The 25843-nt window shown below is 47.8% G+C and carries 19 protein-coding genes; 7 read left to right on the top strand and 12 right to left on the bottom strand.

Going from position 1 to position 25843, the window contains the following annotated elements:
• Positions 1 to 3324, top strand: a 3324-nt coding sequence (locus Q365_RS25535; protein WP_081796179.1) for a glycosyl hydrolase, incomplete at its 5' end; no start/stop codon positions are given.
• Between the two features lie 88 nt (positions 3325 to 3412).
• Here the strand turns inward: Q365_RS25535 and guaD are convergent.
• The 7 genes from guaD to aceB all read right to left on the bottom strand — a co-directional run bounded on the left by guaD (position 3413) and on the right by aceB (position 13354).
• On the bottom strand, positions 3413 to 4738 hold the full coding sequence (gene guaD / locus Q365_RS0106965) for a guanine deaminase (protein ID WP_028022670.1): 1326 nt from the start codon (positions 4736 to 4738) through the stop codon (positions 3413 to 3415).
• A 4-nt stretch (positions 4739 to 4742) separates the two neighbouring features.
• Positions 4743 to 5657, bottom strand: coding sequence for a xanthine dehydrogenase accessory protein XdhC (gene xdhC, locus Q365_RS0106960; RefSeq protein ID WP_028022669.1), 915 nt, complete (start codon positions 5655 to 5657; stop codon positions 4743 to 4745).
• A 30-nt stretch (positions 5658 to 5687) separates the two neighbouring features.
• Positions 5688 to 8120, bottom strand: a complete 2433-nt coding sequence (gene xdhB / locus Q365_RS0106955) for a xanthine dehydrogenase molybdopterin binding subunit (RefSeq protein WP_028022668.1) — start codon at positions 8118 to 8120, stop codon at positions 5688 to 5690.
• A complete protein-coding gene (gene xdhA / locus Q365_RS0106950; protein ID WP_035024598.1) occupies positions 8110 to 9570 on the bottom strand; it encodes a xanthine dehydrogenase small subunit in 1461 nt (486 codons plus the stop codon). Before xdhA ends, xdhB begins: the two co-directional genes overlap by 11 nt.
• Positions 9571 to 10211: 641 nt before the next feature.
• Positions 10212 to 10946 (bottom strand): GntR family transcriptional regulator, encoded by a 735-nt coding sequence (locus Q365_RS0106945; RefSeq protein ID WP_028022666.1) that lies wholly within the window; start codon positions 10944 to 10946, stop codon positions 10212 to 10214.
• A 280-nt stretch (positions 10947 to 11226) separates the two neighbouring features.
• Entirely contained in the window at positions 11227 to 11667 is a 441-nt protein-coding gene (locus Q365_RS0106940) for a GlcG/HbpS family heme-binding protein (protein ID WP_028022665.1), read from the bottom strand.
• A gap of 55 nt (positions 11668 to 11722) precedes the next feature.
• On the bottom strand, positions 11723 to 13354 hold the full coding sequence (aceB, locus tag Q365_RS0106935; RefSeq protein ID WP_028022664.1) for a malate synthase A: 1632 nt from the start codon (positions 13352 to 13354) through the stop codon (positions 11723 to 11725).
• Positions 13355 to 13642: 288 nt separating this feature from the next.
• On the opposite strand from aceB, the gene gcl reads away from it, so the two are divergent.
• The 6 genes from gcl to Q365_RS0106905 all read left to right on the top strand — a co-directional run bounded on the left by gcl (position 13643) and on the right by Q365_RS0106905 (position 19586).
• A complete protein-coding gene (gene gcl / locus Q365_RS0106930) occupies positions 13643 to 15424 on the top strand; it encodes a glyoxylate carboligase (protein WP_028022663.1) in 1782 nt (593 codons plus the stop codon).
• A gap of 79 nt (positions 15425 to 15503) precedes the next feature.
• On the top strand, positions 15504 to 16292 hold the full coding sequence (hyi, locus tag Q365_RS0106925) for a hydroxypyruvate isomerase (RefSeq protein WP_028022662.1): 789 nt from the start codon (positions 15504 to 15506) through the stop codon (positions 16290 to 16292).
• 4 nt (positions 16293 to 16296) lie between these two features.
• Positions 16297 to 17187 carry a 2-hydroxy-3-oxopropionate reductase gene (locus tag Q365_RS0106920; RefSeq protein WP_028022661.1) on the top strand — a complete coding sequence of 297 codons (891 nt, stop codon included), beginning with the start codon at positions 16297 to 16299 and terminating at the stop codon, positions 17185 to 17187.
• A gap of 243 nt (positions 17188 to 17430) precedes the next feature.
• Positions 17431 to 18045 (top strand): TetR/AcrR family transcriptional regulator, encoded by a 615-nt coding sequence (locus Q365_RS0106915; protein WP_028022660.1) that lies wholly within the window; start codon positions 17431 to 17433, stop codon positions 18043 to 18045.
• A 175-nt stretch (positions 18046 to 18220) separates the two neighbouring features.
• Positions 18221 to 18823 carry a histidine phosphatase family protein gene (locus tag Q365_RS0106910; RefSeq protein WP_028022659.1) on the top strand — a complete coding sequence of 201 codons (603 nt, stop codon included), beginning with the start codon at positions 18221 to 18223 and terminating at the stop codon, positions 18821 to 18823.
• 181 nt (positions 18824 to 19004) lie between these two features.
• Positions 19005 to 19586 carry an NAD(P)H-dependent oxidoreductase gene (locus tag Q365_RS0106905; RefSeq protein WP_028022658.1) on the top strand — a complete coding sequence of 194 codons (582 nt, stop codon included), beginning with the start codon at positions 19005 to 19007 and terminating at the stop codon, positions 19584 to 19586.
• A 40-nt stretch (positions 19587 to 19626) separates the two neighbouring features.
• Here Q365_RS0106905 and Q365_RS0106900 read toward each other — a convergent pair whose 3' ends face one another.
• The 5 genes from Q365_RS0106900 to Q365_RS25530 all read right to left on the bottom strand — a co-directional run bounded on the left by Q365_RS0106900 (position 19627) and on the right by Q365_RS25530 (position 25435).
• On the bottom strand, positions 19627 to 20667 hold the full coding sequence (locus tag Q365_RS0106900; RefSeq protein ID WP_245621511.1) for an alpha/beta hydrolase: 1041 nt from the start codon (positions 20665 to 20667) through the stop codon (positions 19627 to 19629).
• 160 nt (positions 20668 to 20827) lie between these two features.
• The gene (locus Q365_RS0106895; protein WP_028022656.1) at positions 20828 to 21616 is read right to left on the bottom strand and encodes a phytanoyl-CoA dioxygenase family protein; all 789 of its coding nucleotides are present in this window, start codon (positions 21614 to 21616) and stop codon (positions 20828 to 20830) included.
• Positions 21617 to 21768: 152 nt separating this feature from the next.
• Complete coding sequence (locus Q365_RS0106890) at positions 21769 to 22872, bottom strand: Fic family protein (protein WP_028022655.1); 1104 nt, start codon at positions 22870 to 22872, stop codon at positions 21769 to 21771.
• Positions 22873 to 23083: 211 nt separating this feature from the next.
• Positions 23084 to 23479: a TraR/DksA family transcriptional regulator gene (locus Q365_RS0106885; RefSeq protein WP_028022654.1), complete on the bottom strand. Its 396-nt coding sequence runs from the start codon at positions 23477 to 23479 to the stop codon at positions 23084 to 23086.
• A gap of 228 nt (positions 23480 to 23707) precedes the next feature.
• Positions 23708 to 25435 carry a hypothetical protein gene (locus Q365_RS25530; protein ID WP_051563763.1) on the bottom strand — a complete coding sequence of 576 codons (1728 nt, stop codon included), beginning with the start codon at positions 25433 to 25435 and terminating at the stop codon, positions 23708 to 23710.
• Positions 25436 to 25843: the final 408 nt, after the last annotated feature.

Raw genomic sequence — 25843 nt, 5'->3', positions numbered from 1 at the left:
GATGGCACAGACGGAGGCAATAGCACGGACGGTGGCGAAGGCACGGACGGCGGTGATGGCACAGACGGCGGCGATGGCACAGACGGCGGCAATAGCACGGACGGTGGCAATGGCACAGACGGCGGCAATAGCACGGACGGTGGCGATGGCACAGACGGCGGCGATGGCACAGACGGTGGCGATGGCACCGACGGCGGTGATGGCGCAGACGGTGGCGAAGGCACCGACGGTGGTGTTAGCACAGACGGCGGCGATGGCACGGACGGTGGCGAAGGCACGGACGGCGGCGATGGCGCAGACGGCGGCAATAGCACAGGCGGCGGCGATGGCACAGACGGCGGCGATGGCACGGACGGTGGCGAAGGCACTGACGGAGGCAATAGCACAGACGGTGGCGAAGGCACGGACGGCGGCGAAGGCACAGATGGCGGCGAAATCCCAGAAGATACTAATGGTTATGTTTTCCATTCAGAGAATGCTGATTCGTTTAATTTTGCCGAATCCGCGGTATCTTGGGGATCAAACTCTTCGATTGATAAAAATCCCTCAGACAGCACCTATGCGCGTGCCATTCAGGTAACAAGTGGAACGGGATATGGAGTTCCCTATGCTGAACTGGCTTGGGGGAATTACGATGCCGCAAATGCCATTGATGCCTCTGCATATAACCAATTGCGATTTAAAGTAAAAACGACCTTTGCTACGCAGGTGGAAGTGTCGATCCAAGGTGTTAATAGCGGTGAAGATAAAAAAGCCTATGCATTGAACGCGGGTACAGCGCTGAGTAACGGCTGGATCGACATGCAAATACCGTTTCCTGCATTCAATGATTTGACGTGGATCGGGTTGCAGTTTTCGGGCAATGGCACGGTGCTAGTGGCAGATGTTTACCTTGAGCAGGCTGAAGGCAATGGAGGTGGCTACGAGGGAGACTATAAGATTACTTCTTATGGCGCTGGCAGCATTTCAGACACCTTTAACCCTGATGGATACGGCTGTGCTGAAGATCATGGCTTTTGGGTGTTTAACGCTGGCGTGGTTAAACCGGGTGTCGAGTCTTGTTCGAACATAGGTACACCAACACCGATTTACCCTCAGCTTGTCCCAGATCTTGCAGATCAACCCGTTCCGACTCACAAATGGTGGGGGTCGGTATCTTTTCTTGGTGAAATGCGCATTGGCGATCCCGACAGTGCTGCGTACATCACTCCCGATCCCGTTAGCGCGCGCATTTCAGAACGTGGATTCAGAATGCTTGGCATTCCCAGCGGGTTAAGAGGTGCTGTTGATAAGTTTGAATACACAGTTCCAGCGCCGTTTGATGAAGTTTTTGATGGCATTACCATTGCCAACTCTCAGTTCACTGACATGGAAGGCTATCTAAAAGATCACAGCGATGGCGCGATGACGGTGGAATGGCGAAGCGGAACAACGCCAATCATGGAAGCCACTTTTGTGCATGGCTCACCGTACGTTTATGTCAAAGCGTATCAAGGCGACATCGTGTTGAAAACGCTGAAATCAAATGGCGGTGAAAAAGGCACATTTTCAGATTCAAACAACATGCTTGGTGTGTGGACGAATGTAGCTGGCAATCGCACGAACTTTCTTATTGTGGGCGAGGGTGCAACCACTTTCACTGAGAAAACGAGCAATAGAATTACCGTTATCAACAGCGCAAAAGAAGTGACTATTGCATTGTTACCGGGCACTGCTGTGCCAAGTAATGCTGTTAGCAATGAGTTTGCCGCGTTGGCACGTCAAGTTGTACGTGACGTAGAAATTGATTACGAAGTTAACCGCGCCAATAACCAAGTAACAGTCACGCACACCTATTTGGATAATAATGGCAATGCGATTGAAACCCTCGCAGGTTTACATCCTTTGCACTGGAAAAACAGTTCTGTCGCGACAACCAGTTATAAAATGCGCAGTGCGCGTGGCGTGATCAAATTCAGTCAAACCAATGGATTTTCTTACACCATGCCATTTGTTGGCGTACTCCCTTATCTGCCGAGTACGGTTGGCGATTTTGATACCAATACATTGAAAAGCTTAGTCACAGAATACGTAAATAAAGGCTCGAATGGGTGGAACCCATATACCGACACGTATTGGTCAGGCAAAAGCTATGGCAAAGCCGCCGAGGTGATTGCGATTGCGCGAAGCATAGGCATGACCACGGAAGCGAATACCCTAACAAGCTGGCTAAAAGCGGAATTGGAAGATTGGTTCAGCGCTGACACCAATGGTAGCTTAGACACCGTTAGATATTTCGTTTACGACGAAACATGGACAACCTTGCTGGGCGTTGAAGAATCATTTGGTACGCACCAACAGCTCAATGATCACCACTTTCATTACGGTTACTTTGTACGTGCCGCCGCAGAAATCTGCCGTACCGACAAAGCCTGGTGTGGTGCTGATCAATATGGCCCAATGGTCGAGCTGTTAATCCGTGATTATGCGGCGAGCAAAGGCGATGACATGTTCCCGTATCTTCGCAACTTCGATCCTGCCAACGGTTTTTCGTGGGCTTCGGGTCACGCCAACTTCGCCTTGGGCAATAATAATGAATCCACCTCTGAAGCGGCGAACTCTTATGGCGCGATTGTTCTTTATGGCCTGATCACGGGCGACGATGATCTGGTAGAAAAAGGCATGTATTTGCATGCTTCATCAAGCGCTGCGTATTGGGAGTACTGGAACAACCTTGACGGCTACCTTAACAAAGGGGCTGATTTCGATAACTTCCCATCGGGTTACGACAAAATCACTACCTCGATCATCTGGGGCACGGGCGGTGTATTCTCTACATGGTTTAGTGGCGCTTACGCGCATATCCTTGGAATTCAGGGACTGCCACTCAACCCGCTGGTTTTTCATGTTGGCTTGCACGCCGAATACATGAAAGATTACGTCGAACTGGGTTTGGCTGAGTCACGCAATAGGAAGCCATCTGGCTTGGTCGATGGACAATGGCGCGACATTTGGTGGAACCTGTGGGCGATGACAGATGCTGACGCCGCCATTGCAGATTATGAAACCGTCGGTTCAAACTACATTACCGAAGAAGGTGAGTCTAAAGCGCACACTTATCATTGGATTCACACATGGAAGGCGTTAGGGCATTTGATGACAGGGACAGGATCATTAACTGCTGATTCACCGACCGCCGTGGCGTTCAAAAATGGCAATCAAATGACTTACGTGGCGTATAACTTCCAAAATACCAGCCAACAAGTGCAATTCAGCGATGGCACGTCACTGACGGTGCCTGCCAATAGCTTTGGTATTAACACATCTGGCTCTTCGGGGAACTGATGCAAATCTAGACGATGACGACGAGATGTTGGCGACTCATTCAGCGAGATTATTCTCGCTGAATATACATTGTCAGGAACCCCAAATGTTATGCTGATTCGCTAGAATAGACAGATTGTCCATAAGAATAGGTGTCACATACTGTTCGGTCATCACCCAGTGTCATCAGCACAAACAGTTTGTCTTCGAGCGAGTGGGCGTGTTCCATTCGAAATTTCATCAGTTGCGTGGCATGTAGGTTAAGCACCACAAAGTCGGCTTCTTTACCTGATTCGAAGTTACCAATCGTATGATCGAGCGACAGTGCTTTTGCCCCTCCAAGCGTCGCTTGATAGAGCGATTTTATGGGGTGAAGCTTTTTGCCCTGAAGCTGCATCACTTTGTATGCCTCGCTCATGGTCTGAAGCAAAGAAAAGCTGGTACCGGCACCAACGTCAGTGCCCATGCCCACTTTGATGCCTTTGGCTTCCATTTCAGATAGCGGAAATAGGCCAGAACCTAGGAATAGGTTCGAGGTAGGACAGAAAGCAATGGCAGAGTCGGTTTCCTGTAATCGACGACATTCGCTATCACAAAGGTGGATGCCGTGCGCAAAGACTGAACGGCTTGAAAGCAGGTTGTGCTGATCGTAGACATCCAAATAGTTCTTACTGTCAGGAAACAGCGCTTGTACCCATTCGATTTCTTTGTGATTTTCGGATAGGTGAGTGTGCATATATACGTCGGGATACTCTTCGAGTAGCTTGCCAGCTAAATGCAATTGTTCAGAGGTGCTGGTGGGTGCAAAACGCGGTGTGACGGCATAAAGTAATCTGCCTTTATTATGCCATTTCTCGATCAGTGCTTTGCTGTCCGCATAGCCCGATTCCGGTGTATCGGTGAGATCTTCAGGGGCATTTCTGTCCATCAGGACTTTACCCGCGATCATGCGAAGGTTGCGCTTTTCCGCTTCTTGAAAAAACTCATCGACCGAGGCTTTATGCACTGTGCCAAACACCAGTGCTGTCGTTGTGCCGTTGCGAGCAAGCTCATCTAAAAACTGAATCGCCACTTCTCGTGCATATTGCGTATCGGCAAAGCGTTTCTCTTCGGGAAAAGTGTAGTTGTTTAGCCAATCAAGAAGTTGCTCGCCATAGGCGGCAATCATACCTGTTTGAGGGTAGTGAATATGGGTGTCGATAAAGCCTGGTGTGATCAATTTGTTTTCAAGCTCGATAACCTCAACGCTGGCATCTAGCGTGGGCAGCACATCACGTGCGTGTCCAACGTTAACAATGTGGCCGTCTGCGACAACTAATATGCCGTCTTCGAAATATTGATAGGAGTCGTCTAAACCCACGTCCGTTGGGTTGGTAAGACTGTGCAGTATGGCAGCGCGAAAGGCTTTCGCCGGATGCGTTTTTGGGTCACTCATTCCTTTATGCCCTTATTTTTTCTTTATTATTCTTATCGTTATCTTTTTGATCTAGCGCTTTCTCTTTATCGAGTTTAGGCAGCGTAGACAGAGTAGAGTCTTTTTCAGTCGGATTCTGTGGAGAGTGATCTCGTTTGCTGGATATGATTTCGCCTTGATAACACGCAATCAGTTCTCCTGCGACAGAAACGGCGATTTCTGTGGGGTGCTTGCCCTTAACTTCAGTAATGCCGATGGGGCAGATCATGGTGTTGATCGCGTCGTCATCAAACCCGCGTTCCTTCAGGCGATAATCAAAACGCTTACGCTTAGAGAGCGAGCCAATCAAACCAAAATAGCGGCTATCGCCGCGTTTTAAAATGGCGCGGCAAAGATCGAAATCCAACTGGTGGTTATGCGTTAACACCAAGTACATACTGTTGGATGGCAGCGCGGCAACTTCACCCACTGGGTCGTCAGAGAGACGCATTTCGATATTTTCTGGCATCGTTGAAGGAAACTGCTCTTCCCGTTCATCTATCCAAATCACTTTGAAAGGCAAGGTGGCGAGTACATGGACAAGTGCTTTCGCCACATGGCCTGCACCAAACAACGCCAGTACATGACGTTGTTGTCCAATCGGCTCGAAGCTTAACGTCACAACGCCACCGCAACATTGCCCGAGCCGTGCGCCTAGATTGAATCGCTCGACCTTCATGTCGCTGTCACCTTGCGTCAGCATCTCCTTTGCGGCTTTCATTGCCACATGTTCAAGGTGTCCGCCACCGATCGTGGCAATAACGTCATTGTCGGTAACCAACATTTTGGTTCCCGCCCCGCGTGGCACTGAGCCTCGGTCTTCCAACACTGTGACCATGACACACGGTATGCCTCGGTTCTCGAAGTCTGCCAGTGCTTGGATCCAATTGTCTTTAAACATCATCAATCTCCATGATCCTAGGCTCTCTACCTACAGTGACAACGAGGCAGGAGACTTGCCATTCCGTGCTTTCTTGATGGCGTTGTACACCTGCTCGGGGGTTGCTGGGGCTGGAAGGTGAGGAATTTCCCCCTCATCAGCCACACTCGCCACAGCATCGCGAATAGCACTCCAAACGGAAATGGCCAGCATGAACGGAGGTTCTCCGACAGCTTTAGAATGGAACACGGTGTCTTCGGCGTTGGTGCGGTTTTCGACCAAGTGCGTATTAAAGATCTCAGGTGTGTCTGCGACAGCGGGGATCTTGTAGCTGGCAGGGCCAGAGGTCATCAATTGGCCTTTGTCGTTCCATACTAACTCTTCAGTGGTTAGCCAACCCATGCCTTGAATAAAGCCGCCTTCCACCTGACCAATATCGATGGCGGGATTTAGCGATGCGCCAACGTCGTGCAGAATGTCAGCGCGCAAGACTTTGTATTCCCCTGTGAGCGTGTCGATGATGACTTCCGAACACGACACGCCGAACGCGAAGTAATAGAAAGGGCGCCCGCGCGCGTTTTCATGATCGTAGAAGATCTTCGGTGTGCGATAGAAGCCAGAGGCAGCCAGCGATATCTGGTTGAACCAACACAGCTCGGTGAAATCGGCGAACGTCATGGCTTGTTTGTCACCCATCGAGACAATGCCGTTACTGAACACCACCTCTTCGGGGGCGACATCAAAGTGGGTAGACGCAAAACTCACCATGCGTTCTTTAATGGTTAACGCTGCATTCTGTGCTGCTTTGCCGTTTAGGTCTGTGCCTGACGACGCGGCGGTGGGTGAGGTGTTCGGCACCTTTTCAGTGTTGGTTGCCGTGACTTGAATCGTGCTGACATCCACATTGAAGGTTTCCGCGACGATTTGGGCGACTTTGGTGTTCAGTCCTTGCCCCATTTCTGTACCGCCGTGGTTAAGTGAAATGCTGCCGTCGGTATACACGGTGACGAGCGCGCCAGCCTGATTGAGGAACGTAGCAGTAAAGGAAATACCGAACTTCACCGGTGTTAACGAGATGCCTTTTTTCAAAATCGGGCTGTTAGCATTGAACTCGGCAATGGCTTCTCGTCTTGCTTGGTAATCACAAGACAGTTCGAGATCCGATGTCATTTCGTGGATGAAGTTATCTTCCACTTTTTGGTAGTAGTGAGTTTCATCTCGTCCGTCGCTAGTACCATGACCATTGCTAGTCTCATTTCCATTCATATTGTTATCGTTGTTAACGTAGTAGTTGGCCTTGCGGATTTCCAACGGATCTTTGTTGAGGTGATAGGCAATGCTGTCCATAACATGTTCGATGGTCATCATGCCTTGAGGCCCACCAAAACCGCGATATGCAGTATTAGAAGCGGTATTGGTTTTCACACAGTGTCCGGTGACCGTTGCATTGTTCAAGTAGTAGGCATTGTCTGAGTGGAACATGGCGCGGTCGACAATGGAGCGTGATAAATCCGGTGAATGACCAGCATTACCTGAAACGACAATATCTATGCCTTGAATGACCCCTTGATCGTCAAAACCCACTTTATATTGATTAAAGAAAGGATGGCGCTTGCCCGTCATCATCATGTCTTCACGACGAGGAAGGCGGAATTTTACTGGCTGACCAGTTTGTGCTGCGAAAACTGCTGCAATACACGCGGGGCCTGCCGCTTGTGTTTCTTTGCCGCCAAAACCGCCGCCCATACGTCGCATATCAATCAATACCTTGTGCATCGGCACGGCAAGCACGGCTGCAACAAGCTTTTGCACTTCGGTTGGATTCTGGGTAGAGCAATAGACAATGACACCACCATCTTCGGTGGGAACAACGCTTGATACCTGTGTTTCTAAATAGAAGTGTTCTTGGCCGCCGATGTGCAGAGAGCCTTCTAATACATGCGGTGCATTAGCGATGGCAGTCGTTGAATCGCCGCGCTTTTGGGTGTGGCTATCTGTAACGAACAATTCTTGCGCTAAGGCTTCTTCGACATTGAGGGCTGCCGGCAGCAATTCATATTCGACAATGGCAGCTTCGGCGCCTTTTCGCGCGTTTTCGAGACTGTCAGCAGCGACGGCAATCACTGGTTGTCCGACATAAACCACTTTGCCGTCTGCCAGCATTGGGTCGCCTGGAAGGATTGGACCAATATCCAATTCGCCGGGAACATCTTTTGACGTCATCACACTGCGAACGCCTGCGACGTGATAGCAAGGAGACACATCGAGCTTGGTGATGTTGGCGTGAGCATGCGGGCTCATCAGCGCATAAACGTGAAGCTGATTGGGGAATTCGCCTCTGTCGTCTATGTAGATGGCTTCACCAGAAACCTGTTTCTCTGCACTCTCGTGTTTGACGGATTTCCCAACACCAGTGGTTAATCCCGCTTTTGCCTGTGCCGTCATTTCTTCGAGCGTCATTGATGGGGTCGTTTTACGAGACATAGTGAATCACCCTCGTTTCAATCGTGTTGCCATCTTTGGCATAAGTGAGTTCGGTATATAAGCGATAGAGCAAATTAGCGGCAGTTTCCGCGCGGTATTCTTTGGTGGCTCGAACATCCGATATTGGCGAGAAGTCATTCGCCAGTGCATTCATCGCAACTTGAATGGTAGCGAGTGAGAGTGGTTTACCGATCAATGCTTGTTCACAGAGCGTGGCACGAGCAGGAGTGGCAGACATGCCCCCAAAGGCAATTCGTGCCTCAGTGACGGTGTCACTTTCTTGATCGAAGGTTAAGCGAAATGCGCCACAGACCGCGGAGATATCATCATCAAAGCGTTTTGAAATCTTATACGCTTTGAACGCCTTATCTGGCGTTGGTTTAGGGATGTGAATCGTCTGTATGAACTCAGAAGGCTGCAGTGCCGTTACTTTGTAATCGTGAAAGAAATCTTCAAGTGCAATATCGCGGGTTGTGTTACCAAGCCTTAGCGTCATGCTTGCACCAAGCGCAATGAGTAACGGCGGCCCATCACCAATGGGGGATGCGTTAGCTATGTTGCCACCCACAGTGCCTTGGTTGCGAATTTGCAGAGACGCAAAACGTTGTAGTAATGCGCCAAAATCTGGGTAGTGTGGTTCAAGCGCTCGGTAGACATCAGTGAATGGGACATTAGCGCCGATGTTGATATGCGTCTCGCTTTCATTCACCGTCTTGATGTCATCTACATGGCCCAAGTAAACCAAGGTGTTAATGTCGCGATGGAACTGAGTGACTTCCAGCGCCAAATCCGTTCCTCCCGCCAACATTTTTGCATCGGGATGCGCTAACAGGATATCTGCGAGTTCATTGCTATTGGTCGGTGTGAAGGCAGTTTTTCCGTCAGCGTGATGTTCAAGGTCGGGTAGACCAATAGCATTGAGCCTATCGATGGTCTCTTTTTCATACTCGAAAAACTGATCGCGAATCGGTGTTTCTTGGCTAAGAGAAAGCGCTGCGTTCACAATAGGTCGATAACCCGTGCAGCGACAAAGATTGCCAGCCAGTGCTTCGTAAGTATCTTCTTTATCTGCATTCGGACTGTTTTTGGTTAGTGCAAACATCGACATGATAAAACCTGGCGTGCAGTAACCACATTGGCTGCCATGAAAATCCACCATGGCTTTCTGCACAGGGTGCAAGCCCGCTTGCGAACGAAGATCTTCCACCGTGATCAGTTGTTTTCCATGCAAAGCAGAGACAAAGGTTAGGCAAGAATTAACACTTCGGTATTCAAGCTTTCCATTGACGACTTCACCCAATACGACGGTACAGGCTCCACAATCGCCTGAACCACATCCTTCCTTCGTTCCTGTCTTTCTCACGTGTTCGCGAAGATAGTTCAGTACGGTGAGATTCGGCGATAAGTGCTGTTCTTCACACAAGGTTTGATTTAAGAGAAAACGGATCACACTGCCTCCATGACGTTCTGTCTCCATTGATTACAAACTAGTCATTTCTGACCGTTCGGTCAACTTTGTATTAACGGTGTGTTTACATATCGGCAATATCTTTAAAGTTAATTAAATCAATATCTAAGAGAATTTTAGACTGGTTTTCAATAGAAATGGCAAACAAAGATTGTATACAATCTGTGAGTTAGATCGTCAGTTAATCTCGAAAATGATAGGTGAGGTAGCCTTCGATACACAATAGAGGAAGGTAAAAATCGCTTAGATAGGTCGTAAAATTGTAACGTTGGGAGAAGACAAAGGAATCGAATTAGGAAGGAAAAAGAAAAGAGAAATATACCCATTGCCCGCTATACCCAAGTAACCTGAAGATGCTCGATTTCAGAGGCCTTCAGAGTGTTCAGTTCAAGGCAAATTCTTGTAGGAATAGTCATTCTATTTCACAGGGATTTAACGATGAAATGGACGCTCTGAGGGCCTCCCTTCGGGCGAGTTTACTGACGCCATGCTCGGTGTTGTCCCTTTTTGTTGGAGCTCACTACATTGGCAAAGGGACGCCTTGATCATAACTTAAGTCAAGCTCGCTGAATCCTGCATCTTCAGGTTGTTTGGGTATATACCGCGAGGCAATGGGTAAACAGCTAGGCTTTCTTTTTTAGTACGTTCGAGAAAACAGCGTGCAAGTCTTGTGTACTGATTTCATCATGGAGGTTGAGTTTCGATTTGATGTGATCAAGGTGTACTTTCATTAAAGCGACTGCTTTGTTTTTGTCTCGGGCCTCAATGGCATCAAGCAGTTGTGTGTGTTCATCATAAGAGCAGTTGTGCTGTTTGCTTGATTCATACAGTGCAATGATCAGCGAGCATTGGGACACCAAACTGCGCTGGAAACTCATTAATGGCAGGTTATCTGCCATGGCTGCCAACTCAATGTGAAATTCGCCAGACAGTCGAATGCTGCGCCCAGTGTCGTTCAATGCGATGGCTTCATGTTCTTCGGCAACCATAGCGCGACATTTCGCGATTTGTTCGCTGGTGGCATTTTCTGCAGCAAGTTCAATGATCGCCAACTCCATGACTTCGCGTGCTTTGAGAATTTGCATGGCTTCTTCCACCGACGGAGAAGCAACAATTGAGCCACGGTTAGGTCGCGTACTCACCACCTGTTCGACGGAAAGGCGAAGCAAGGCGCGTCGAATAATGGTGCGGCTGACGCCAAAAATTTCGCCCAATGCTTCTTCACTGAGCTTGGTGCCGGGTGGAAGACGTTGCTCGAGAATGGCATCAAAAATATGGCCGTATACGACGTCATCTTGCGTCATCTTAGGGGATGTTGATTTACTCTTTTTTGAGGTCGCTTTGAGAAGCCCTGTCATACCGTTACCCCTTTCACGACTCGTCGTTTCCTGCGAGTCTGCTGTCAACTAACGTTCTAAAAGCGAACGTAAAAAACTGAAGAATATGATTGTTTGATTTTGTATAAGAATAGTCGAAGTGATTGTACAACATCGACGCAAATATTGTATTGGTGAGGTTTATCTTTGCGGGGCGGGTTTTATTCGTCGGTCTTGTACATGGGGTGATACCCAAGCAACTTGAATCCTGCATCGTCAGGTTGCTTGGGTATATAGGTATTGAAATGTTGAGGTGATAAGGCTACGAGTTTAACGAATGATCAGTATTGAAGTGGGCGGCAATAATGCCTGCGATAGCGACTTCTTCGTCTGTGTCAGAAATGTCCCCCGACACGCCGACAGCACCAAGAAGAGTGGATTGTTCGTCGCGGATAAGCACGCCACCTGCTACGGGTACAAGGTTCCCATGTGCGAGCGTGGACACTGACGAGATAAAACTGGGTCTTGCTTGTGCATCGTCCGCAATTTTCCGAGAGGAGCAACCCAGCGCTAAAGCGCCCCATGCTTTTCCAATCGCGATTTCAGGCCGCATCATGCTTGAGCCATCTTGCCGTTGAAGAGAAATCAACGCGCCTCCTTTGTCTAAAATGGCAACAGTGAGGGGCGCAGTGTTTCGGTTTTGCGCGGCAAGAAATACCTGATTGGTAATATCTAGCGCGTTAGTCATCGTCAGATTTTCCATTGAGCTCTCCTAGATGTGAACGGAGGCAGCACATTGATGCTGCCGCCAATACGTGTTATTCGAGTTCGGCGTAGCAGGGTATGGTCAGGAAGTCGGCAAATTGGCGGTCGGTTGATAGGGCGAAGAACAACGCTGATGCATGATCAAATTTCCGATTATGATCGTTGTCTATGGATGCTTTCATCTCGTCCACTTCTTGGTCTAGCCAGGTTCTGAACATCTCTTTGGTGAACGGACGGCCATCATCAAGCGACACCTGATGTTTTAACCATTGCCAAATATTCGCGCGGGATATTTCCGCCGTAGCCGCGTCTTCCATCAAGCCATATATAGGCACACACCCTATGCCACGTAACCAAGACTCCATATAAAGCACTGCTATACGAATGTTCTTTCTCACGCCGTGTTCGTCTTTGGATCCAACACTCGGTTGTAACAGTTGAGTGCTATCGAAAGTGCCATCTGGGATGAAATGTCGCTGGTGGGTCGCACCGTTGAGGTACTCATCAAACACACCACGAGCAAGTGGCACCAAATGTGGATGAGCAACCCATGTTCCATCATGACCATTCGTCGCTTCACGGCGTTTGTCATCTATCACTTTCTGAGTCACTTGCGCCATTTCGTCAGGATCTTTAGCGGGGATAAATGCGGACATGCCGCCGATGGCGAGTGCGCCACGTCGGTGACAGGTTTGGATCAATCGTTTGCTGTACGCTTCAAGAAAAGGCTGATCCATACCAATGGCATGACGGTCAGGCAGAATGCGGCCGGTATGATTTTTGAGGGTTTTGATGTAGCTGAAAATATAATCCCAGCGACCACAGTTCATGCCGACAATGTGCTTGCGCATGGCATGTAGGATTTCATCCATTTGGAAAACGGCAGGGAGTGTTTCTAACAAAACCGTAGCGCGAATATTGCCGGTCTCGACGCTGAAATAATCCTCGGTAAAATCGAAAACCGCGTCCCACCATGCCGCTTCTTCCATTGATTCAAGTTTAGGCAGATAAAAGTACACGCCTTGGCCGTTGGCTTTTCGCTGTTGGTAGTTGTGAAAGAAATACAGGCCGAAATCCATCAGGCAGGCTGGCATAGGTTTGCCATCAAACAGTATGTGCGCTTCTTCTAGGTGCAAACCACGTGGGCGATGGATCAGCGTGGCGGGGGAATGCCCGAGTTCATAGCGCTTACCACTCTTTTTGTCAGTAAACGCAATGGTGCCAAGGTTCGCATCGCGAAGATTAATTTGACCATTCACCATGTTTTCCCATGTTGGCGACGTCGCATCCTCAAAACAGCACATAAATACATTCGCGCCAGAGTTGAGTGCATTGATCACCAACTTTCGGTCTATTGGTCCAGTGATTTCAACACGCCGATCAAGTAAGTCATCAGGTATTGATGACACTTTCCAATTCGGATCGTCGCGAATCGATGCGGTATCGGTTCGAAATTCCGGCAGTGTCCCCTCATCAAATAATCTCTGTTTGGCCTTTCGTGTCTCAAGCAGTGTTTGAAGTTCACTTGAAAATGCAGCAGTCAGTGACGCTAAAAAAGTGAGAGCCTTGAGGGTTAGGATCGTTTTGGCTTCTTCGCTAAATATTGGCCCTGTGACTTCTAACCTTGATGCTGGCTGACGGTGATGTTTTTGATGACTTTCCGTATGGTCTTTTGTGTCATTCATGGTCGGTATCCTTGCTTTAATGTATACAATAAATCTATTTTTGGTGTCATTATTTTGTTTTTATAGTGAACAATAAAAGCACATTGTTAATGCAATGTGAATAAGGTTCATGTGTTTTGATGAAGATTACACAAGTGATCAGACCTCTATCAGCGCTGGTGGTATGCGTGAGTTTGTGCAAATCCATCCCTAAAAGCGGTTTCAAGTTTGTTAAAAAATCCTTGCGGTTAAATATTAATCGATCTAAGAATACAATTAAGATGTAAATTGTATACAAAGGAGGTTTGTATGGGAAAGATGAGAGCAATTGATGCCGCTATTGAAGTGTTAAAGCGCGAAGGGGTTGTTAAAGCGTTTGGTGTTCCGGGCGCAGCCATTAACCCTTTTTACTCGGCATTGCAGAAAGCAGGTGGCATCGATCATGTCTTAGCCCGCCATGTTGAGGGGGCCTCACACATGGCGGAAGGTTATACGCGAGCCAATACGGGCAACATTGGTGTGTGCATTGGTACTTCAGGCCCAGCGGGTACAGACATGATCACCGGTTTGTATTCAGCTCAAGCAGATTCAATTCCTATTCTTTGTATCACTGGGCAAGCGCCACGAGCACGGCTTCACAAGGAAGACTTTCAAGCGGTGGATATTGAATCCATTGCCCGCCCCGTCACTAAATGGTGCTCAACCGTGATGGAACCCGCGCAAGTGCCGAGGGCGATACAGCATGCCTTTCAAGTGATGCGTTCTGGTCGGCCCGGTCCTGTTCTTATTGATCTGCCTTTGGATGTTCAATTGGCTGAGATTGAATTCGATATCGACAGCTATGAACCACTGGAACCTTACAAGCCAGTAATGACGCGTCACCAAGCTGAAATGGCGTTGACCATGCTCAATAACGCCGACCGTCCGCTGATTGTCTCTGGCGGGGGGGTAATTAATGCAAACGCTTCAGACCAATTGCAGGCTTTTGCGGAGATTGTCGGTGTACCGGTTATCCCTACGTTAATGGGGTGGGGAAGCATTGCTGATGATCATGAGCTCATGGCTGGCATGGTTGGGCTGCAAACGTCTCATCGCTATGGCAATGCCTCCATGCTAGCGTCCGATCTGGTGTTTGGTATCGGTAATCGCTGGGCGAATCGCCACACGGGATCCGTTGATGTGTATACAGAAGGTCGAAAGTTTGTGCATATCGATATAGAGCCTACGCAAATAGGCCGCGTTTTTTGCCCTGATCTTGGTGTCGTTTCAGATGCTTATGAAGCCCTCAACGTGTTAATTGACGTGGCGAAAGCGTGGAAGGGCGAAGGAAAATTGCGTGATAACAGCGCATGGGTGAGCGAGTGTCAGCAACGTAAAGCCACTATGCTGCGTAAAACCCATTACAACGAACAGCCCGTTAAACCGATGCGCGTGTATGAAGAGATGAACCGCGTGTTCGATCGCGATACTTGTTACGTCAGCACCATTGGCTTGTCACAAATCGCAGCGGCGCAATTTCTTCATGTTTACAAGCCACGTCATTGGATCAACTGCGGGCAAGCAGGGCCACTAGGTTGGACAGTACCTGCCGCATTGGGTGTGCGAGCGGCAGATCCAAATCGTCAGATTGTCGCCATATCGGGTGACTATGACTTCCAATTCATGATTGAAGAACTTGCCGTCGGGGCGCAATTTAAGCTGCCGTATATCCACGTATTGGTGAACAACTCCTACCTTGGCTTAATTCGTCAGGCTCAGCGTCAATTCGATATTGATTACTGTGTGCAGTTGGCTTTCGAAAATCAAAATGCCCCAGAGTTGGCGGATTACGGTGTCGATCATGTTGCTGTGGTGGAAGGTTTAGGTTGTAAGGCGCTAAGGGTTAGAGAGCCCGATCAAATTGCGTCGGCTCTTGAACAAGCCAAAGTGCTAATGGAGAAACATCAGGTGCCCGTGGTGGTTGAAATCATCTTGGAGAAAGTGACCAACATTTCGATGGGTGTCGAGATCAATGCCGTGAATGAGTTTGAATCGATAGCCGAATCAATAGCCGATGCTCCTACTGCGTTGGCGGCACAAAACCACGATTAGCTGTTGGCTTTTAAAAAGCCTGACCATCAAACCTGTCAATAAAGATTAATTAAAACAGCCAGACTATAAGGAGATAACGATGCCAAAACTCGCTGCCAACTTATCGATGCTATTTACCGAATTGCCATTCATTGAGCGTTTCAACGCCGCCGCTAAAAATGGCTTTGAAGGGGTGGAATATCTGTTTCCGTATGCCTTTGACGTCCAAGAACTGAAAGCCGAATTGGACAGAAACCAGCTGAAACAAGTGTTATTTAATCTTCCCTCAGGGGATTGGGAAAGAGGCGACCGTGGCATTGCGGCTGATCCTTCTCGTGTCGAAGAGTTTCGTGCAGGCGTGCCGACGGCGATTGCCTATGCAAAGGCACTTGAGTGCGAGCAAGTGAATTGCTTAGCGGGAGTGGTGCCACAAGGTGTGAGTCAGGAACTTGCCGAGGACACGTTGATTGAAAACCTCAAATTTGCTAATCGAGAGTTGCAGAATGCCGGAATCAGGCTGGTGATCGAAGCCATCAATACCCGTGATATCCCCGGCTTTGCACTGACAAACACCAAGCAGGCGCTGCGTATCTGTGATGCGGTAGGTAGCGACAACATTTCGCTGCAATACGACATCTACCACATGCAAATCATGGAAGGGGATATTGCGCCAACCCTGACATCCACTCTCAACCGTATAGGTCACATTCAAATTGCTGACAACCCTGGGCGGCATGAACCGGGAACGGGTGAACTGAACTACCACTTCCTGTTTAGCCATATCGACGATATTGGTTATCAAGGTTGGGTGGGCTGTGAGTACAAACCCGCGACGACGACGGAAGAAGGTCTGACATGGCTATCTGAACATCACCAGAATAAGGAGTAAAACGATGACGACAATTGCATTTATAGGGACAGGTATCATGGGCAAACCCATGGCTGAAAATCTGCAAAAAGCAGGTTATCAACTTCATCTCTCTGAACGTCGCTCTCCCGCTCCAACATCGCTTACCGAAGCTGGAGCCAAAACCTTTGCGAGTCATCGTGAAGCGATAAAAGACGCGGGATTTGTCATCATCATGGTGCCTGATACGCCGCAGGTTGAAGAAGTACTGTTCGGCGCAGAAGGGATAGCTTCAAGCCTTGATGCATCTCAAACCGTGATCGACATGAGTTCTATTTCTCCCATTGAAACCAAGCGATTTGCCAGCCAAGTACACGAAACTGGCGCGGCGTATTTAGATGCGCCCGTTTCCGGCGGAGAAGTGGGAGCCATTAATGCCACGCTCACCATCATGGTGGGTGGTGCTGAAACCGACTTCGAGAAAGCACTGCCTTTGTTCGGCGCTATGGGTCAGAACATCAACTTGGTGGGCGATTGTGGTGCGGGGCAGGTGTGTAAAGTCGCGAATCAAATCATTGTCGCGCTAAACATTGAAGCAGTGTCCGAAGCGCTGGTGTTTGCCTCCAAAGCGGGCGCTGATCCTGCACGCATTCGCACGTCATTGTTGGGCGGATTTGCCAATTCAAAAGTGCTCGAAGTTCACGGAGAGCGCATGGTCAATGGCACGTTTGATCCAGGGTTTCGTATTCGTCTTCATCAGAAGGATTTGAATCTCGCGCTAACGGGGGCGCAAGCGCTTGGTGTGGCGCTGCCTAATACGCAATCCGCGCAAGACTTATTCAGCTTATGTGCAGAACAGGGAGGGGAGGATTGGGACCATTCCGCATTAGTGAAAGCCATTGAATCGCTTTCAAACCACAATATTCGCGGAGACTAATTCCAGAGTTTTTTTGCTCATGCGCATTTAGCGCTGCATTACTTAGATTTGTTTTATCGGTCCTTTGCTTTTTGCCCGCTCTTTCACGACGGGCTTTTTTTTGCCTGTTGCGCCAAGAATTTCATCCATGCAACTGGATGGTTTGCTGTTGTTTCATTAGAGTTATACCCAAGTAACCTGAATCCTGTATCTTCAGGTTGCTTGGGTATATGAATAAACGTCAAATGAAACCACGGACGGGCAATGTCACGCATCAGGACAAAAAACCAAGACAAAATCATCGAAGTGGCCAGCCAGCTCTTTGCAGAAAAAGGCTATGCAGCGACGACTACCGCCGAAATTGCCCAGCGTGCAGAAATCCCCAAGCCTAACCTCTATTATTATTTCAACACCAAAGACAACCTTTACCGCGCCGTATTGGAAAGCGTTACCCAGCCTTTGTTGGCAGCCTCTTACCCAATAGAACAAGTCAATGATCCACGAGAAGCGCTGACGCAATATATACGCAGCAAACTGAGGATTTCCCGAGACCACGCCGCCGCATCAAAAACCTTTGCCGCCGAAGTGATGGCTGGTGCTCCGCATCTACCGAAAGACATAGCAGAAGCCTTGATGGATCAATCCAAAATGATCCTGACAAAATTCGAATACTGGATCGGCAAAGGCTGGATGGAACCCGTTCCGCCAAAACACCTCATGTTCATGCTTTGGTCTTCCACTCAAACCTATGCCGACTTTAACTGGCAGATTTGCCAAGTGAGCGGTCAATATGAGCTGGATGATAACGACTTTGAACAAGCAGCTGAGTTTTTGGTGAATTTAGTGCTCAAAGGGTGCGGTGTAAAGCATGCCGATTGATGGGAAGTTGCCTGACGACTAATGATTGTTCGGGCAGTCACTGTTATCACACTCGACATAATCCGATGCTAAATGTCCAATCCATCACGAATGAAATGATTCAAGCGCAACATTTTGCGCTTCTATTGCCATTCAGTTATGTTGCTTGGGTATATCAATAACCTAAGAACGAAAAATGAGCAGTAGAATATTTGTTTTAAGACATGGTGAGACTGAGTTTAATGCAGAGAAGAAGTTACAGGGTCACTGTAACTCGCCACTCACTGAAAAAGGTACGGCGCAAGCTCAGAGTGTTGGGGCTGTACTAAAAGCGTATTTGCAAGGAAGCCATGTCAGCGTTTATTCAAGTTCCCTAGGGCGAGCACTGCAAACTGCGCACATTGTGTGTGAGGAGATCGGCTACCCAAGTTCTGAAATCATCGAAGAGCCAAGGCTCAAAGAGTTCTCTTTGGGGGATTGGGAACAAAGAAGCATCCCAAGCTTGGTGTCTGAGAATCCTTATCTGTTGGAAAAAAGCGATTGGTATTTAAGCGCACCAAATGCAGAAACCTATGATGATGTGAAAGCGAGACTGAATGCTTGGTTGTCTGAGCTGCCTGAAGGTGAAGATGTGGTTGTGGTTAGCCACGGCTTAACAGGAATCGTACTTCGTGGTGTGTTGTTGGGCTTAACTTACGAGGAAGTCTGGCAGCAAGACTTGCCGCAAGATGCGTTTTTCATTGTTGAAAAAGGCTCGGTGACACGCGTTAACTGTACTGTTGCACAGCCTATCGTTTAACGAACTCTCCTGATTGCTGCTCTTTCTGAGCGTCCAGAATCTTCTTTTCTCTCTTTCATCACAAAACGTGTTGAGAGAGAGATGTAACCTTCCAGTCGTTTGAATGCCATTCGCTAATGTGACAGATTCCTATCAAGGGTAATCCACCCTGACTCATCGCTATTACTCATGGAGGAGCATCATGAAATGCTTGGTTGTTGTGTCACATCCCGTCAAGGAAAGCTTGTGTCAGTATTTGAGTGCACAGACTGTCGAACACCTTGTTTCAAAAGGCTATGACGTCGAAGTCATTGATCTGTACGAGCGTGGCTTTGAACCGGCGTTGACGGCTGCAGAGCGAAACAGTTATTACGCAGAACAATACGATAAAAGTGGCGTCGAGGATGACATTTCACTGCTTCTTGAAGCAGAGTGTTTGGTGTTGATTTTCCCAACGTGGTGGTTTGGTTTGCCCGCGATGTTGAAAGGTTGGATTGATAGAGTATGGGCACCGGGTTACGCCTATGATCATGATAAAGATCTTGGTGCGCTTAAACCACGCCTCCACAATCTCAAAGAGGTCAAGGTGGTGACGACCTTGGGTTCACCTTGGTGGGTTGATACGTTTGTGATGTGGAAGCCAGTGAAAAGAGTGCTCAAAATTGGTTTACTCGGCGCGTGTGCGCCTAAGTGTAAACTTAAGTTTTTGTCATTGTATGAAAGCGAAAAGGTGACGAAGTCACAGGTTGAAACTTTTGTTGAGAAGATAAAAGCTAACTTCTGAGTCCATCACTCCAACCTCGTCTTGGTTCAATCAACCTCTGTTATTTTCGCAACGCAGCATCAATAAACCGAAGCCCACGAACCGTTTGTTCTCCGACCTTATCAACGTGTCCACCTTCAAAAATATGGCTAGTGACGGGAATATCTAACTCATTGAACGTCGACACCATTTTTCTGAAATTATCGATGATGGGCTCACGGACGGATTCGCCTTCGTCAGTGCCGATTTCGGTGTAGATGGGCAATGTTTCTTTTCGCTGGGTATTGAGGAGTGGCGCTTTGTCTCTTGCTGTGGCTGACAGGTTGAATTGCTCAAGCGCTAACATGGCTTCGTTTATGTCTCGCGTGATGTAAGTAGGCGGGTTATCGCTATCCGGTGCAATAACGCGAAGAACGGTGAGGTAGGCGTGAATGAACCATTCACATTCTTCACCTTTGGCAAATAAGTCGAATTGATGGCTAAAGAACCCAGCATGTTCTTGATAGCGATGATCTCTCATCATCATTCCACCTGGGCTTAATGCTGCGCATGCTTGATACAGATCGGGGCGCATCATGATTGCATTGAGTGCGCCAAATCCTCCCATGGAATGACCGCAAATGGCGCGTTTTCCTTTTTTCGCTCGGTATCGGCTTTCGGTTTCTTCGATCACATCTTGCGTTAAATAGTCAAAGAAATTGCCGGAAATGGGGGAATTGAGATACCAAGAACCCAGTATCGATGTTGTGCCATCGACGGCCACAATGATCATCTCTTCAATTTCTCCGCTACCCACCAACCGATTCATGATGTGTTCAATACCGGGATTGTTTGGGGCAGAAGCAAACCAACTTCTTTGATCGCTATCCATGCCATGAAGCATGTAAACGATGGGATATTCACGTTGTGGATTGTCCGCATATGTTTGCGGGAGATAGACGATGATATGGCGTGACACATCTTCATTGGCAACATTGCCTACCAGTGATGCGGCCTTAAATGAAAATCGTTCTACCACGCCTTGATACGTTTTTTCGCTGTTGTGCTTTAGGGGCAAATCACGGGTCATGGTTTCGCTCTTAATGAAATGGAATGTCTTCATTTGAGCACAGTGATTAAAAATTACGAGGGTGAGAGGGGGATTCATGCGACTCAGTTGGCAGCAAGTCTAATGATTGAGCTTTATATCATTTGTTCTAATCAATCGATGCCATGCGTATCATGGCACGTATGGCATCAACCGGAATTTTTTGCGATATTCCCTACGCACACGCTGTCGATTTGAGGCGCAGCGTATTCAAAAATAACCTTGGGTCGGCAATCTTGTTCAGCATGGAGAGTGTGGGCAAGCAATCGTCATCGATGTAGTCGATATAGTCCGCTGCCGAATCGAAGATCAGAATGTCCAACGCCAAGCGATCCAATCCATATAGGCCGCGATGGATCATGTCTGCTGAAAACACCAACAGATCGCCCGCCGCTAACGGAATTTTTACGCCACCAGAGATGGGGTCATTACTCACTTTGCCATTCACTTCTTGGCGAACATTGTACTCTTCTTCATTGTCCCATCGCTTGTGCGTACCAGGGATGACTTCCATGCCGAGCTCGTCAAAAAGAGGAACACGAAGGTGCAGCACTTGCGTGTCTTGGATGACTCTCATCTGGTCTTCAATGTCATAGTCGTACTGACAGTCGCGATGCCAGAAATCCTTCTGTTCCGGATTGACAGGATTAAAGAATAGCTGCGTGTTCATGAACGCCGGGTTTTCCGGTATTACCGCATCCACCACGTTCATGACTTTTTTCGAGCTAATGAAATCGAAAAGCAGGGTTCTCTCTTTAGGGGAAAGATATTCGGTACCGGTAATCAAAGACGAGTTAAATGCTTCTTCTCGATAGAATTTTCTGTTGTCGTCTTTCCATGATTCATGGAATTTCAACACGACTTCTCGAAGCGATGAAATTTGCGCTTCATCGAAATAGTTTCGGATAACAAAGTAACCTTGCTCGTCGTAATTGTTACTTAATTGTTGGCTGTTTTCTAACACTGACTACCTTTACACACTTGGTTCCGTGACTGGCCACGGCGTTCTTTGGCGCATGATGCCAGAGAGCCGTGGTTCTACCAAGTGAAATGCAACGCATAGCGCAGTGTTCTCAATGCCATGTTTGACGGATGAGAGGGGTTGTTAAGGTCACCTTAGCTTTTCGGTAGGTGATACCGTGTGCTTCGGCCACCAGCGTCCGATTTAACTAAACACTGCAATTCAACCAATGCGGCTAAATGCCTTGTGGCGGTTGGCTTACTCACTTTCGCTACCTTGTGATATTGGCTGGTATTGATCCCGTCTTCGAAATCTCCATCTAACATGCGGTTGAGCACTTTCACCTGTTCAGTTGTCAGTTTTGTTTGGTCTATTTGTCGCCAATAGTTGGACTTATAGACGGTTTGGTCGATGCCTTTTAGCGCGTCGGAAAACGTATCTTCAAGTGTATTGAAGAACCATTCTAGCCATGCTGTGACGTCCATACCGCCTTTTTGCGTGCGCTCTAATATGTCGTAATAGCTTTTACGGTTTTCCAAGATCCCAACGGACATGGCATAGAAGCGAACCGATTGTTTCTCGGCTTGGGCTAGCGCGAGATCGGTTAATAGCCGCGTAATGCGTCCGTTACCATCATCGAGTGGGTGTAACGTGACAAACCACAAATGGGTGATGGCTGCGCGAAGCAGGGGATCAAACGCAGCATCGAGCTTGGTTGCATTAAACCATGCGATAAACTGCGTGAGTTCGTCCTCTAGCACCGCTCGCGACGGGGCTTCAAAGTGAACGATGGGGCGGTCAATTCGACCAGAAACCACCTGCATGGGCGCTTCTCCCCTTAATCGACCGCCAGTGACGGGGTTAAGGAGCGTGTAGCCTTCCGGGAACAGTCGGTCATGCCAATGCAAGATGCGCGTAAGCGTGAGTGGTGTGTCGAGATTTTCAACGGCATCAAGCATGATCTCTGCCAAGCCATCGGTTTGTTCGGTGGTGGGAAAGGGTTTGTCTTCACTCAAGCCGAGGCGATTAGCCAGAGACGATCGCACGGAGAATGCATTCAGCGTTTCACCTTCAATCGCGCTAGAGTGAACGATATTGGCCAGCAATGTGTCGAGCATGGTTTGTGTTTCATCATGCGACTGGCTGCTCATCTTCCCAAGTAGGATGCCTTGATTGAGGCGCACACTGCGCAACAGTGGCTCGATAACCGCATTATCCCACGTAAAAGAAGGCCAATCTTGTTGTTGCCAGATCCACATTTGCTGTTCCTGTGATTAGATAAATAGCCTTAATCTAATCACAGTATGATTTGAATGGGGTGTTTTTTCAAATCATCTTATGATGCTTATACCCAAACAACCTGATGGCCTCTGAAATCGAGCATTTTCAGGTTGCTTGGGGATAGTTAGGTGAGTGGCTATGAATAAGCGTCAAGGTGCCGGCAAAAGTGTGTTGAGAGAGTGCCAATGCTCACTCAAGATCCTCGGTGCAGTGCTCAGTCCAAGGAAGCAACTGCAAACGTGCAAACGGAATAGGGTCGCCTGTTTCAATACTCACGCCGTATTGTCCCGTTTCTAATCGAAGAAAAGCACGAGCGATCTCATTCAACAGTGCATGATTGTGAGTGAGCAGCACTTCAGCCCTGTTTGCTTCGGCGCGATAAAACGAGGCTTCAACGGCATCCGCTAATGAGCAATCTTCTTTACGAGTGATTTCCTTTTCAAACCCTTCAGATTGAACCAACAGTTCGTCTCGTTTTTCCATAAGCAACTGATGAAGGATCAGCAAATCTTGCTCGGACAGATCTGAGTCAGGGTGTGCGGACAATGCTTGGTTTTCAGTGTGGTTGTTTGTCATGTTTTTCATTAGAGGTTTGCTGCTACTCAATCCTGAATCGTATCGGATTATGGTGTCTGCTGCCACTTTGCCTGTTCAAGGTTATCTAATGGTGTGGAGCTATCACTTAAATCGCAAGCTAACGTGTTTGTAGAGGAATTTCGTTGAGAGGAGGCGAGTAGTAACTATGAAAGCCACATTTTGTCGCTTTCATAGTTACGTACGGTTTATGAGTCTTTCTTTATATTAAGGAGAACGTTACTCGTATATACACTCACTGCTAGCGTCATAGAACTGAGGCAACGTCCCTCCATTTCCGTCGCAACGTGTTTCTCTAACGAGCACGCTGCAAATGAGTTCACCGGTGCTTTTTTTATCAAACACGGCATGCATGAGGAAGGACTCAAAACCCATTGGATCGGTGACGTTATTGCAATATGGGGGAGAAAAGTAATTAGCTTGCTCATTTTGATACACAACGAAAGATAAGTCGTTCGTTAGCGTTGTTCCAAACGTTGTACGGTTATCCTTGCTGATACCTTCTCCTTTTGTGAAAGTTTCCCACTTAATTTCTTTATCAACGTCAAGCGCAGCAGTCAGTTCAGGTCCGCCAACAATCCCTTTGTCGCAATCGATATAAAATGTGCGGTCATAAATTGTTGCGGAGACACGAGAGTACTCTCCACAAATACTTTCTGGAGCATCTTCATCATTGTCTTTGATGGTGAGCGTACCGGATTTCTCATCGCTTCCGTCTTCTAGCAACGACGCTTTCAAGATGGCAACTTCGTCATCTTCACGTCTTACATCATTGTTGGTATCAATACTCACATCAAAGAGAGTGACACCAGCTGGCACACTGACATCGGTACCGTCAACGGTAAGTGTTACTTGAGTTGATGAGCCATCACTGAACAGAATACTCACGTCTCTGGAATAATCATTATCAAGCGTTGTGTCATTTATCAAAGAGATATTGGCCGTCGCTGATAGTCGGGTCTGGTTACTTAGGAAAACACGTACATTAGCGGATTTTCCTTCGTCAACGCTCGGGTTGTTAACTCGACGAACACTGGTTTCCTGTGCACTTGCGAAAATGGTGGGTTCATAACAGGTGTGTGTTTCTTGCGTGTTAGTTGCCATCGCATCTATTTTTGCCGGGAAGAGGCCCACTTGCTCATGTTCACCCGTGTTAGGGTCAATTCGAACCAAATGTGTGCTGTTGACGTTTCCGCCGACGTTCTGGTTTTTAGCTGCCACTAGAATTTGACCGTTTTGATCGAGTGTCGCAGCAGTTATCAAATTTATCTTATGTAACGATTTTAGCGTCATAGAGCCATTGGTAGGGTTTACCACGAATGTGCGTGTATTGGTCACATAAAGTAATTCATTGTCTTTAAAGACAAAGTCTCCCCAAGAAGAAAAGCCAGAGAAACGAACGTTGTTGCTGATTTGTTGTTCATTGGAAATAGCGGCGGTATCAGGATCGATGTTGAAAATCTCTGATGAACTCGAAGCGATCAGCTGGCCACTAGATGGATCAAACGTCATTCTAAGTGTGTCAGGGACTGCTCCCACAACGGTATGTAGCTGGCTATCGTGGTCATAGTAAGCAAGTTGATTGGTCAATGAACCTGAAGCGTGAAGCGGGAGTTTTTTAAAATCATCGGATGACACATAACTTTCTGCATCCTCAACATAGTATTTGGAGGGGCGGATGACACTAACATAGTAGGTTCGATTAAGAGTGGGTTCATAGGCCATGGCAGAACTACTAAATGCTGCCCGAGAATTGATAATTGCGCGTTCTTTGGCATCGGCATAGCCAGTTAATCGATCTGTTTCTTTAATATCAAGAAAAAAACCGACGTCGCCCCGACCACCATTGATCGAGTAGACGTTTCCTAAACACTCTGCGTTTACTGTTGGTGTCATAAGCGTGGCGAATGATAACGCGAACGATGACAAGATGAGCCTTTTTGACATTGAAATATCCTTCTTCGCATGTTTTTTATTTATTGTTTTGGCCACTAGCAACAAGGAAGGTCGAAACTCGCACGTTGGAAGCAAAAATGAACGTTAAATTAGTTGCACATCACTAGGAGAAACACGACTGTCATGGTGTTGCGTACGGCCGCGAGGATTATCTATGAAAGCGCATTCTTGGGATGTCTTTTATATGAAACTCTGGGTATATGGATATATCATAATATTCTAACCTATTAATTTGATCCGGTTGTTCTGTGCTGCTTGATACGCCTATATGCCTCTAGTTTATTGCCCCCAATCTTCTTTAACTTAATATAAATAAGGCGTTGAGCATTATTGTCTTAGGTCTTTTTCCTGTTTCTTTGGAGGAGGGATGTATTCTGTTCTGAGAAGGATCACGATAGA

This window comes from Enterovibrio calviensis DSM 14347, assembly GCF_000621165.1.
Taxonomy (GTDB): Bacteria; Pseudomonadota; Gammaproteobacteria; order Enterobacterales; family Vibrionaceae; genus Enterovibrio; species Enterovibrio calviensis.
The sequence above is the reverse complement of the archived record's forward strand: the minus strand, read 5'-3'. Positions and strand labels throughout refer to the sequence as shown.

Excerpts from the sequence above, each read along its gene's own strand:
- guaD (WP_028022670.1), bottom strand. The coding sequence starts at position 4,738 with ATGAGTGACCCAAAAACGCATCCGGCGAAAGCCTTTCGCGCTGCCATA.
- xdhC (WP_028022669.1), bottom strand. The coding sequence starts at position 5,657 with ATGTTTAAAGACAATTGGATCCAAGCACTGGCAGACTTCGAGAACCGA.
- xdhB (WP_028022668.1), bottom strand. The coding sequence starts at position 8,120 with ATGTCTCGTAAAACGACCCCATCAATGACGCTCGAAGAAATGACGGCA.
- Q365_RS0106945 (WP_028022666.1), bottom strand. The coding sequence starts at position 10,946 with ATGACAGGGCTTCTCAAAGCGACCTCAAAAAAGAGTAAATCAACATCC.
- Q365_RS0106940 (WP_028022665.1), bottom strand. The coding sequence starts at position 11,667 with ATGGAAAATCTGACGATGACTAACGCGCTAGATATTACCAATCAGGTA.
- aceB (WP_028022664.1), bottom strand. The coding sequence starts at position 13,354 with ATGAATGACACAAAAGACCATACGGAAAGTCATCAAAAACATCACCGT.
- gcl (WP_028022663.1), top strand. The coding sequence starts at position 13,643 with ATGGGAAAGATGAGAGCAATTGATGCCGCTATTGAAGTGTTAAAGCGC.
- hyi (WP_028022662.1), top strand. The coding sequence starts at position 15,504 with ATGCCAAAACTCGCTGCCAACTTATCGATGCTATTTACCGAATTGCCA.
- Q365_RS0106920 (WP_028022661.1), top strand. The coding sequence starts at position 16,297 with ATGACGACAATTGCATTTATAGGGACAGGTATCATGGGCAAACCCATG.
- Q365_RS0106915 (WP_028022660.1), top strand. The coding sequence starts at position 17,431 with ATGTCACGCATCAGGACAAAAAACCAAGACAAAATCATCGAAGTGGCC.
- Q365_RS0106910 (WP_028022659.1), top strand. The coding sequence starts at position 18,221 with ATGAGCAGTAGAATATTTGTTTTAAGACATGGTGAGACTGAGTTTAAT.
- Q365_RS0106905 (WP_028022658.1), top strand. The coding sequence starts at position 19,005 with ATGAAATGCTTGGTTGTTGTGTCACATCCCGTCAAGGAAAGCTTGTGT.
- Q365_RS0106900 (WP_245621511.1), bottom strand. The coding sequence starts at position 20,667 with ATGAAGACATTCCATTTCATTAAGAGCGAAACCATGACCCGTGATTTG.
- Q365_RS0106890 (WP_028022655.1), bottom strand. The coding sequence starts at position 22,872 with ATGTGGATCTGGCAACAACAAGATTGGCCTTCTTTTACGTGGGATAAT.
- Q365_RS0106885 (WP_028022654.1), bottom strand. The coding sequence starts at position 23,479 with ATGAAAAACATGACAAACAACCACACTGAAAACCAAGCATTGTCCGCA.
- Q365_RS25530 (WP_051563763.1), bottom strand. The coding sequence starts at position 25,435 with ATGTCAAAAAGGCTCATCTTGTCATCGTTCGCGTTATCATTCGCCACG.